General features: G+C 59.7%; 9 protein-coding genes. 7 read left to right on the top strand and 2 right to left on the bottom strand.

All coding sequences use genetic code 11. The features are described from left to right. Positions 1-3: 3 nt before the first annotated feature. The 7 genes from IY73_RS03980 to IY73_RS03950 all read left to right on the top strand — a co-directional run bounded on the left by IY73_RS03980 (position 4) and on the right by IY73_RS03950 (position 8,314). The gene (locus tag IY73_RS03980) at positions 4-810 is read left to right on the top strand and encodes a thioesterase II family protein (protein WP_053978875.1); all 807 of its coding nucleotides are present in this window, start codon (positions 4-6) and stop codon (positions 808-810) included. Between the two features lie 105 nt (positions 811-915). Then, positions 916-2,760, top strand: coding sequence for an ABC transporter ATP-binding protein (locus IY73_RS03975; RefSeq protein ID WP_053978874.1), 1,845 nt, complete (start codon positions 916-918; stop codon positions 2,758-2,760). Continuing rightward, on the top strand, positions 2,757-4,571 hold the full coding sequence (locus IY73_RS03970) for an ABC transporter ATP-binding protein (protein WP_053978873.1): 1,815 nt from the start codon (positions 2,757-2,759) through the stop codon (positions 4,569-4,571). The genes IY73_RS03975 and IY73_RS03970 overlap by 4 nt, the downstream gene beginning before the upstream one ends. 46 nt (positions 4,572-4,617) lie before the next feature. Further along, positions 4,618-5,085: a hypothetical protein gene (locus IY73_RS03965; protein ID WP_053961957.1), complete on the top strand. Its 468-nt coding sequence runs from the start codon at positions 4,618-4,620 to the stop codon at positions 5,083-5,085. Positions 5,086-5,122: 37 nt separating this feature from the next. Then, positions 5,123-5,908, top strand: a complete 786-nt coding sequence (locus IY73_RS03960; RefSeq protein WP_063665750.1) for an ABC transporter ATP-binding protein — start codon at positions 5,123-5,125, stop codon at positions 5,906-5,908. A gap of 10 nt (positions 5,909-5,918) precedes the next feature. Next, entirely contained in the window at positions 5,919-6,767 is an 849-nt protein-coding gene (locus IY73_RS03955; protein WP_053961955.1) for an ABC transporter permease, read from the top strand. Between the two features lie 116 nt (positions 6,768-6,883). Then, positions 6,884-8,314 carry a phosphatase PAP2 family protein gene (locus IY73_RS03950; RefSeq protein ID WP_053978872.1) on the top strand — a complete coding sequence of 477 codons (1,431 nt, stop codon included), beginning with the start codon at positions 6,884-6,886 and terminating at the stop codon, positions 8,312-8,314. 153 nt (positions 8,315-8,467) lie between these two features. Here the strand turns inward: IY73_RS03950 and glpK are convergent, their stop codons facing one another. Together glpK and IY73_RS03940 are read right to left on the bottom strand one after the other, a co-directional pair. Next, positions 8,468-9,991: a glycerol kinase GlpK gene (glpK, locus tag IY73_RS03945; RefSeq protein ID WP_053961953.1), complete on the bottom strand. Its 1,524-nt coding sequence runs from the start codon at positions 9,989-9,991 to the stop codon at positions 8,468-8,470. Between the two features lie 58 nt (positions 9,992-10,049). Next, the gene (locus IY73_RS03940; RefSeq protein WP_237025136.1) at positions 10,050-10,823 is read right to left on the bottom strand and encodes an MIP/aquaporin family protein; all 774 of its coding nucleotides are present in this window, start codon (positions 10,821-10,823) and stop codon (positions 10,050-10,052) included. Positions 10,824-10,899: the final 76 nt, after the last annotated feature.

The raw sequence follows: 10,899 nt of genomic DNA, 5'->3' as shown, positions 1-10,899 counted from the left end.
CCGATGGCTGGAGCGCTCTCTGAACTCTTCACCCCCGCTGTTGGCTCGGTCGCTGACTCGGCGGCTGGAGTGCCGACCTTTGTTTTTCCGCATGCTGGCGGCAGCCCCCGCTTTTTCCACATGTGGGGCAGCCACTGGCAGTGGGGCCCGGTGTGGGGTGTCACCTACCCAGGCCGGGATGCGCGGCTCACCGAGCCGATGCCCGCCCATGTGCAGGCCCTCGCCGCGCAGGTCGGTGAAGAGTTGGCTGTGCATTTGCGCCGTCATCCTCTTCCCACCGTCCGCTTTTTCGGCCATTCGTTGGGTGCCGTGGTGGCCTATGAGACCGCTATCTGGTTGCTGGCTCACCGCCTGCAGTGGGATCCGGCCCGCACGACCGTTATTCAGCTGGTGGTGAGTGGGCATAATGCCCCCCACATTTCCTACCCGCCGGACTATGTGCAGGTACATAACAAGCCGACGGAAAAGCTGGTGGAGGAGATGGTGCGGGTGGATCCGCGCAATGCGGAGATTTTTGCCATTCCGGAGCTGGCGGCGTTGCTCATTCCGGCTATTCGGGAGGATTACCGGCTGGCGGAGACGTACCGGTCGTCGCAGACGAGTTTGTTTGTGGATGAAATCGTGGTGGTAGCAGGGGAGGAGGACCCGGATTGCTTCCTGGAGGGGTTGGAGGGGTGGAAGTCTTACTGTCGGAAGTGGGGTGGTGTGCATCTTCAGCCGGGTGGGCATTTCTATTTGGCGGAGTATCCGGAGTCAGTGCCAGGGCTTTTGGCGCGGTTGACGGGTGGCCAGGGGCGAGGAGTACACTGAACTCAGTTTAGGTATACCTAAGTATGGTTATTTTTGCATACATTCGGTTGGACGTGAGGCTCCCCGAGAAGCCGCCTCCACCCCGTATAGAGGCTCACAAACTACATGAACGAAAAAACCAAGGCTCCCACCGGTAGTTCACTCACGAGGCTGCTCCGCCCCGTGTCTGCACATACCGCCATAGCACTTGTCTTTGAAGTGATCGGCGCCGCCGCGTCCGTCCTCCCCTTTATCGCCCTCACTCAGATCGCCCACGAACTCGTCGACGCCTACCAACACGGCGTCGCCCCCAACACCGACGCCACCTGGGACGGCGTATTCCTCCTTCTCATCGGCATTGGCATCCAACTGGGCTTCACCTCCCTCGCCCTCCTCATCACCCACTTCGCCGATGTTCGCCTACAGGCACACCTCCGCCTCACCCTCGCCGACAAGATGGGCCGCCTGCCCCTCGGCTGGTTCGACAACAATAGCTCCGGCCGCGTGCGCCACCTCATCGCCAACGACGTTGACGCCCTCCACCAGCTGGTCGCCCACTCCGTCGTCGAAACTGTCAGCGCCGTCATCACCCCGCTGGTCGGTCTCATCTACTGCTTCTACCTGGACTGGCGCCTCGGCCTCATTGCCCTCGTTCCCATCCTCGCCTACTTCGTCACCTACAGCGTGCTCACCATCAAGTGCGAGCGGGACATGATGGACCAGATCGCCGCCGGCCTCGCCGTCATCTCCGCCGCTATCGTCGACTACGTCAACGGCGTGTCGGTGCTGAAGATCTTCAACCAAACCGGCACCGGCTTCTCCCGCTTCAAGGAGGCCTCCGAAGCCTTCACCAAGCGCTTCCGGGAACTCGTCAACCCAGCCATGCGCGCCCAGTCCATCGCCGTCAGCTTCATGCTGCTGCCCACCTCCGCCCTCATCACTCTGGGCTTCGGCGTGTGGTTTGTGCAGGAAGGCTGGACCACCCCCATTAACCTCCTCGTCGTCACCATTATTGCGATGACGATCCCCAGCACCGTCTACACCGTGGCCATCTCCAATACCGCGATGAAGGACGCCGTCGCCGCCGCCGGACGTATCACCGACCTCCTCGACGAGCCCGAACTCCCCGAACCAGAGCCGGCCACCGCCCAGGTGCCCACCCGCAAGGATGTGGAGTTCGACCATGTGACCTTCAGCTACCGGGAAGGCAAGGACGTCATTAACGACGTCAGCTTCACCCTTCCCGCCGGCTCCATCACCGCCCTGGTGGGCCCCTCGGGGGCCGGTAAGTCCACCCTCGGCACGCTACTGCCGCGGTTCCGCGACGTCACCGGCGGTGCCATCCGCATCGGTGGCGTGGACCTGCGTAACATGACCACCGACACCCTCTACCACACCGTCGGCATCGTCTTGCAGGATGTGCAGATGCTGAAGATCAGCGTCCGCGACAACATCCGGCTGGCCTGCCCCGCCGCCACCGACGAGCAGGTGATTGACGCCGCCAAGGTGGCCCGCATCCACAGCCGCATCATGGAGTTTGAGGACGGCTACGACACCATTGTGGGTGTTGACGCTCTCCTCTCTGGTGGCGAAGCCCAGCGCATCTCTATCGCTCGCACCCTCCTATCCAATACCCCCATCCTGGTCCTCGACGAGGCCACTTCTGCCACCGACCCCGAGTCGGAGGCAGAAATTCAGCAAGCGCTCAGCCGCCTGGTGGCCGGCCGCACCGTCCTCGTCATCGCCCACCGCCTCTCTACCATTGCCCAAGTCGACAACATCATCGTGCTCGACCACGGCAGCATCGTGGAAAGCGGCACACATGACGAGCTCCGCGCCCAGGGCGGCATGTACGCCCATATGTGGGACACCCTCCACAGTGCCGAAAGCGACACCCTGCTCGCACAGGACACCAGCACCCCGCACGCTGCCACCACCATGCAGCACACTACGCAGGAGGCACAGGCATGATCCGCGAACTCATCGATATTGGCGGCACCAGCTCAGCAGACAAAGACTTCGCCCGCCCCTTCCATATCTTCCTCGCCCTCGCCATCCTCAACGGCGTCTGCCAAGGCGCCGCCCTTGGCACCATGGTGCCCGTCCTCATGAGCGTGCTGCAGGGAGATATGCACCAGGCCCATATCTGGCTCTGTGTTTTTGCCGCCGCCACCCTGGTATCCATTATCGTCAGTGTGGTGGCCAACGGCCGCGCCTTCGACAGCAGCATGATCATCATCGAGTCCATGCACCGGCGCCTTGGCCAGAAACTTATCAACCTCCCCCTCGGCTGGTTCAACGCCGATGCCACCGGCCGTGCCTCCCACCTGGCTGTCAAAGGAACCATGTTTGTGGCCTCCGCCGCCATGGACGTCCTCGTCCCCTACATCGGCAATATCGTCAGCCCCCTCACCCTCATCATCGTCAGCCTCATCTTCGACTGGCGGCTGGGGCTCTGTCTGCTGGTCGGTGCGCCCCTCATCTACGGGTCCGCCAAGCTGGCTATGTGGCTCAACAACAGAGCGGACGTGCATGTGCACTCCGCCCAGATCAACACCGACACCCGCCTGCTGGAATTTGGCCGTGCCCAGGTGTCCTTGCGGGCTGCCGGCCTCACCGGCTCCGACTACCAGCCCCTCGCCGAGGCCATTGAGCGCCAACGCAAGGCTGGCCGTGGCGCCCTGTGGGCCTCCGTTATCTCCATGATCTTGCAAAACATTGTGGTGCAGCTCCTCTTCGCCGCCGTCGTCTCTCTGGCCGTCTACCTGGCCATGGGGGGAACGGACCCGGTACTCATGCTGGCCCTCATTGGCCTCCTCACCCAGTTCGTAAAGCCGCTGCAGGTTATCGCCGAAGTCGGCACAACCCTCCGCACCACCGACCATGAGCTCGAGGACATCACCGAGATCCTCAACCTGGATCCCATGCCGGAGCCTGACCCCGAGGCTGCCACAGCCCTGCCGGCCGCCCCCGCCGACTACGACATTGCCGTCCAGGATGTGCATTTCCGCTACCGCCCGGACCTACCCGAGATCCTCCGCGGCGCCTCCTTCCAGCTGCCTGCCGGTTCCATGACCGCCCTGGTCGGCGCCTCCGGCTCAGGAAAAACCACCATCACCCGCCTCATCGCCCGCTTCTGGGACGTCACCTCCGGCTCCATCACCATCGATGGGAAGGACATCCGCAGCTACACCACCGCGGATCTCATGAGCATGCTGTCCCTGGTCTTCCAGGACATCTACCTCTTTGACGACACCCTGGAGGCTAACATCGCCTACGGCAACCCGCAGGCCAGTGCCGCCGATATTCGTGCTGCCGCGGAGCGTGCCGGGGTCACTGAGATCGCCCAGCGTCTCCCCGACGGTTGGGAATCCCGGGTGGGTGAAGGCGGCCGCCTGCTGTCCGGTGGTGAACGTCAGCGTGTCAGTATTGCCCGGGCTCTCCTCAAGCAGGCCCCCATCGTCCTGTTCGACGAAGCAACTGCATCCCTGGATGCCAGCATGGAAAAAACCGTGCAGGAGTCCATCGCCGAACTGGCGCAAACGTCCACCGTTCTGGTCATTGCGCACCAGCTGAGCACCGTACAGAACGCCGACAACATTGTTGTGCTGGATGACGGTGTGGTGGCCGAACAAGGCACCCACAGCCAGTTGATAGCGCTGGGTGGCCGCTATTCGGAATTCTGGCGGCGTCGCGATGCCGCCCACGGCTGGGTGCTCACCACCTCTTCCGTAACCGGTTTCGACGCATCCGCAGAACGGTCCGCGTCGTTAACTACCTAACTGTCCCACCAACTATGCCCGTAAGGATACTAAGTAAGGAGTTCCTATGTCTCTCATAACCCGTTCCCGCGCAGCTACTGCAGCCGTTGCTGCTGCTACTGTGCTGTCCCTCGCTGTTGCTCCCGCAGCGAGCGCTGCTCCCTTCATGGTGAAGGGTAATAATCCTTCACTGGCGGATTGGACTGCACAGATGAAGTACCTGCTGAACCCGAAGACTCCGGATTCAGCGTTGGCCATCAACCTCGAGTCCGGTAAAGATGGTGTCCCTGCCGCTAAGTTTTTCCGCGCTATGGGCAATCGCAATGCTAACTGGAAGTGGGAGTTCCAAGGCCCCACGAAGACTACTGGCAATATCTCTACTGCCATGTTCCACCAGGGCGCACCTGGTTACCCTACCGTTACCAAGCCCGCTAAGTGGAAGAAGATCAACGGCAATTGGCGTATCTCCAACGAAACGTTGTGCCACTACATTGGTGCCTACAACATTGGTAAGAACACCATGTTCTGCAACTAACATCCGGACATAATATTTCCGCAAGGTTCCCCACGGCATGATTAAGCTTGTACATCTCAGTAAGCGATACACCACCACATCGAAGGATAAGGATAATTCTCAAAGAGTTGCCCTGCAGTCGATAAACACTGAGTTTAAAGATGGGGAGGTGTCCTACCTCTTGGGGCCCAATGGAGCCGGAAAGTCCACTCTTATCCGGCTCATTGCGGGGTTGTCTGCTCCTTCTGAAGGAGCTGTTTATATTGATGGCCTTGCTCCGGGGAGTACGGCCAACCCTCTCACGTCATTGGGTGTCATGGTGGATGCGCAGGCTTTCTATCCGCATCACACAGCCCGCCAGCACCTCCAGTGGGTGGCTTGGGCTGGTGGTATCTCGAAGAAACGAGTACCGGAGGTTCTTGACCTTGTTGGTCTCGATTCTGTGGCAGATCGCCGCATCAGCAGTTTTAGTCTCGGCATGCGGCAACGTCTCTCGATTGGAACGACACTTTTGGGAGACCCCCAGAATATCGTGCTAGACGAACCACTTAATGGCTTGGATGTGGATGGCATCATTTGGGCGCGGAAACTGTTTCGCGGTTTCGCCGCCGAAGGTCGCTGTGTCGTAGTGTCAACCCACCTACTCCCAGAGGTGGCTCGTACCGCCGACCACGTCATTGTGATGGGTCGTGGGGAAGTCTTTGCGGATACTACTCTTCATGGTCTCATCGATGATGTTGATCCGGCAGTCGCAAGCGATGACGCTGGCCGTCTAGAGGCCCGTTTCGTCGAATTGACCTCTGCCGCAGTTGAATTCACCTCGGGAGGTGGAGTTCATGCGTAAGGACGTAGTAATGGACAAGAATACTGCCCCAGATGCTAGCCAGCCGACTGCCTCTCGCAAAACGGTTGTGGGGACTTGCCTCAGCACATACTTCACACTGCTTGGCCGGGCTATCACCACCGAGTACGCGAAGCTGCGCTACCTTGCCTCCACCTATATTGTGGTGGCCTGCGCACTTATCTTCCCTATCATCATCACCTGCGTTGTTTCTTTTTTGCAGAATATAGCTAGCGCGTTGGGTGTGATGGAACAGCCAGTGGAAAGCATTCTCTATTGGACCCGAGTGCTCGGCATTACCGTCTTCATGGTGTGGGGTATTAACCACGTCACCGCCGACGTAAAGTATGGCACTTTCGACACCACATACCTGGCAGTACCTCGCTGGTCGGTGGTGCTACTAGCCAAGTGGATCAGCGTCGGTTCGATAGCTGGTTTGGGTACTCTCCTGGTGCAACCCCTGTTGCTGTGGAGTCAGAAGATGATCTTCCCCGCCATCACCCAGAACTGGGAGTTCAGCGATCACACCACCATCACCTTCTTGTGGGCCCAGCCGGTACTAGCGTTCTTGTCGGTAGGTGTGTCTGTAGGCCTAGGCGCACTGTTCCGTTCCGCCGCTCCTGCCATCAGTTTGCTGCTGGTGTGGGAGTTTGTGGGCGAGGCGGTAGTGTCTGCTACCCCGAAGAGCGCGCTCGCCTACCCGGCTATGCCGTTCTATAACGCCGCCCTCTTTGTAGGCCAGGAGCAGCAGGTGCCGCCGCTGTGGAGCCCCGGCTGGAGTGGCGTCTACTGGCTGGTGTTGGCCATTGTGCTGGTGGCGTTGGGCGTGTGGCGCCTGCGTGCCCGTCAACGCACGATCTAACGTCACGCGAATAACCGGTAAATTCCCTTGAAAAGAGGGCCCTGAACTGCGCGGGGCCCTCTTTTCGGCATTACGATACATAGTGTCTAACTAGATCGTTTCTGAGGTATACGACTATGGCTATTCGCCCCTTTAAGCGCGTTGCCGTCACTGCAGCCACCGCACTCAGCATGACCGCGTTGCTGGCTGGCACCGCACAGGCAGTTCCTGTTGTTCAACAGCCTGAATTTGTCACCTATATTGTCAAGCAAGATGGCACAACAGTGAAGACTGCCAACCCGCGTGCCGCCTACACCCAGCCTGCACAGGAACTCTCCGGTCCCGCTAAGGGCGTGGTGATGATGGCAGGCAAACAGACCAAGCCTGCTGATCCCAAGCTGTTCAAGAAACTGGCCGGCTATAACCCCTTCCAGGTTCTGCCGGTGGAGGGTGACGGCCCCGATGCAGACGAACTCGACTACTCGCAGGGTTACAGTGCCGATAAGCTGTTCACCCTCTACCATTCGGATATCCCCCAGAACATCAGCTACACGGACGTCATTTCCGGCTATGATGCCTTCATGGCGAAACCGGCTGTGAAGAAAGCCAATGACGAGCTCGTCATTGCCACTAACAATAATGCCAGCCTGGTGCAGATTCGCCGCGCTATTGAGGACTCCGATGACGAGAATCTGGCCACCATGTCAGATGCGCTGGGCAGTAACCTGGGGAAGATCTACCGCGACCTCTACAACGAGGGTAAGTTGGTGAAGCTCCAGCAGCTGGTGGGCGGTAATATGTCTCGCGCTTTCAACTTCTCTAATGCCACCGCATTGGAGAAGGTGGCCTACCGTAATCCGCGTCCCTTCGCTGTCTACCCGGAGCGCATCAAGTACTACTACGAGGATAAGGACGACGCGAAAACGGACGACGGCTATAAAGGCCTCATATGGTCGTACCCGTCCGGCCACACTAACCGGGCCTACATCAAGGCTATTGTGTTGTCTGCCGTGTTTCCCGAGTTCGCCGCTCAATTGCTCTCGCGTGGTTCCGAGGTGGGTTATAACCGGTTGGTGATGGGTGTGCATTACCCGCTGGATACGGTGGCTGGCCGTATGACTGCTTCCGCCTCCATGGCATGGCACTTCTCCGATGAGCGTTTCTTCCCGCTCATCATGGAGGCTGCTCGCGATACCCGTTCCCGTGTGGAAAAGGCCTGTGGTACCACCATTATGAAGTGCTGGGCGAAGGGCACCCCGTATCTGTCCGAGGCGGAGTCCATCCGTGTTTATACCGTCCGTATGAATTACAACCTGCCACGTGTGGGTAAGAAGGGTCTCCCGATGGAGATTCCGTCTACCGCAAGTTCTCTGCTGCGTGTGAAGTTCCCCCAGTTGACGAAGGCGCAGCGTGATCGTATCCTGTTGCTCTCCGCCATGGATTCCGGCTACCCGCTGGATTTGGGTGGTAAGGCTGGCTACTGGCAGCGTGTCAACCTGGCTGAGGCTATGTCTGCTCATGTGAAGATGCTGGGTAATGGTGCTATCCAAGTGAGTTTCCTCGCCTAAGTGCGTGCGCCGCGGACGCTGCCACCAGCGCCGCGTACTCACTCCAGAGAAACCATAGAAAACCATAGACATGTGGGGCGCCCCAACCGGGGCGCCCCACATGTACTGTCTGGAGTTGTTATGTTGTGGCCCTTGCGGGTGGGGAGTGAGTGGTTATTCTTCCCATCCGTAGGTGCGTTCGACGGCCTTGTTCCATTCAGAGAAGAGGCGGTCGCGTTCGGCGGACTCCATATCGGGATCCCAGCGCTTGTCCTCGTTCCAGTTGGCTTTCAGTTCGTCGACGTTCTCCCAGTAACCGACGTGCAGGCCGGCGGCGTAGGCGGCACCCAGGGCGGTGGTTTCAGCCACCTGTGGGCGGATGACGGGGACGTCTAGCAGGTCTGCCTGGAACTGCATGAGGGGCTTGGACTTCACCATGCCGCCGTCGACCTTGAGTTCGGTGAGTTTAACACCGGAGTCAGCAACCATGGCGTCCACCAGTTCACGAGTCTGGTAGGCGGTGGCTTCCAGGACGGAGCGAGCGATGTGGCCACGGTTGGCGTAGCGGGTGAGGCCGACGATGACTCCGCGGGCATCGTCGCGCCAGCGGGGTGCGAGTAGGCCGGAGAAGGCGGGGACGAAGTAGACGCCGCCGTTGTCCGCAACGGTTTCGGCTAGCCTGTCGCAGGAGGCGGCGTTGGGGATCATCTTTAGGTTGTCGCGCAGCCACTGGACTAGGGAGCCTCCCATGGCGACCGAACCTTCCAGGGCGTATACGGGCTTGTCGTCACCAATCTGGTAGCAGACGGTGGTGATGAGTCCATGCTCGGAAAACTTGGGTTCAGTACCGGTGTTCATGAGGAGGAACAGGCCGGTGCCGTAGGTGTTTTTGGCTTCGCCGGGTTGGAAGCAGAGCTGGCCAAAGGTGGCTGCCTGCTGGTCACCGAGGATGCCGGTGATGGGGACGTCTGCCAGGTTGGAGCGTCCGCGTACTTTGCCGAAGTCGCCGGATGAGGGGCGAATTTCGGGGAGCATGGACATGGGGATGCCCATGGCGTCGCAGAGTTCCTCGTCCCATTGCATGGTGGTGATGTCCATGAGGAGGGTGCGGGAGGCGTTGGTGACGTCGGTGGCGTGAACGGTGGCGTCGTCACCTTCGGGGTTGGCACCACCGGTGAGGTGCCATAGCAGCCAGGTATCGGGGGTACCGAAGAGGAGGTCACCGTTTTCGGCTTTTTCACGGGCGCCGTCAACGTTATCGAGGATCCACTTGATCTTGGGCCCGGAGGAGTAGGAGCTCAGCGGCAGGCCAGTCTTTTTCTGATACTTGTAGATGCCGTCATCGCCGGCGAGCTGGCGGCAGATGCCGGCGGTGCGGGTGTCTTGCCAGACGATGCCGTTGTAGACGGGTTCACCAGTGTTCTTGTCCCACACGATGGTGGTTTCACGCTGGTTGGTGATGCCGAGGGCGACGAGGTCGGAGGGGGCGAGGTCGGCATCGGCGAGGGCTTCACCGATGACGCGTCGGACGCAGTCCCAGATCTCTATGGGGTTGTGTTCCACCCAGCCTTTTTGGGGGAAGATCTGCTCGAATTCCATCTGGCCAACGGACACGATCTCGCCGTCATGGTCGAAGATGATGCAGCGGGCGGAGGTGGTGCCTTCGTCGATGGCTGCGATGTACTTCTTGTCAGTCACGGGACTTCTCCTAGAGAGAGTTGATAGTTCGGTAGTGCTTAGTCGGAGAGGACCGAACTTAGGCTATGGCGAGGTACACGCCGGCGGCCAAAGCGGCACCGATCAGCGGTCCAACAGTGGGGTGGATGGCGTTGATCCATTCGCCCTTGCCTTTGCCCTTGATGGGAAGGACGAAAGCATACATGAAGCGGGGGCCGAGGTCACGAGCCGGGTTCAGTGAGTAACCAGTGGGGCTACCGAGACTCATACCAATAGAGACAATGATACTTGCCACGGCGGCGTAAGTGAGGGTACCAAGGTTGACCGCATCGTTGTTCCAGAGTGCGACGAGGATGAAGAGCATCAGAACGAAGGTGGCGATGATTTCGGTGACATGGTTCCACAGCATGCTGTGGACGGCAGGCCGGGTGTGGAAGACGTTGCCGATGGTGGCGTTGGCGCCGGATTCAGTGCCGTCCTCGTTGTAGGCGTTAGCGTCGAACTGCTTTTTAAAGGCAGCCCAAGCGAGTAGGGCACCGATCATGCCGCCGAGGAGCTGGCCGAGGATATAGAAGATGAAGGCGCCCCATGGAGTCTTGCCCGCGATGCAGAGGCCAAGAGTGACGGCGGGGTTGATATGTCCACCGGTGGGGTGAGCGATGGAAGCGCCGGCGAAGACAGCAAGACCCCATCCAAAGGTAATGAGGAGCCAGCCGGAGTTTTTAGCAGCGGAGGTACGGAGACTGTTCGCGGCGCAGACGCCGTTACCAAGCAGCAGCAGCACCATGGTGCCGAGGAATTCCCAGCCAAAAATAGCCATGCCGCTGAGTTCTGTTCCGTTGATCATGTACATATAGCTTGGTCCTTGTCAGGAGAGCGAGGGGGAGAATCTGCGCACTCGGAATAGTGCAACGACAGATCTTGTCTTA

It is taken from the genome of Lawsonella clevelandensis (assembly GCF_001293125.1).
GTDB lineage: Bacteria > Actinomycetota > Actinomycetes > Mycobacteriales > Mycobacteriaceae > Lawsonella > Lawsonella clevelandensis.
The sequence above is the reverse complement of the archived record's forward strand: the minus strand, read 5'-3'. Positions and strand labels throughout refer to the sequence as shown.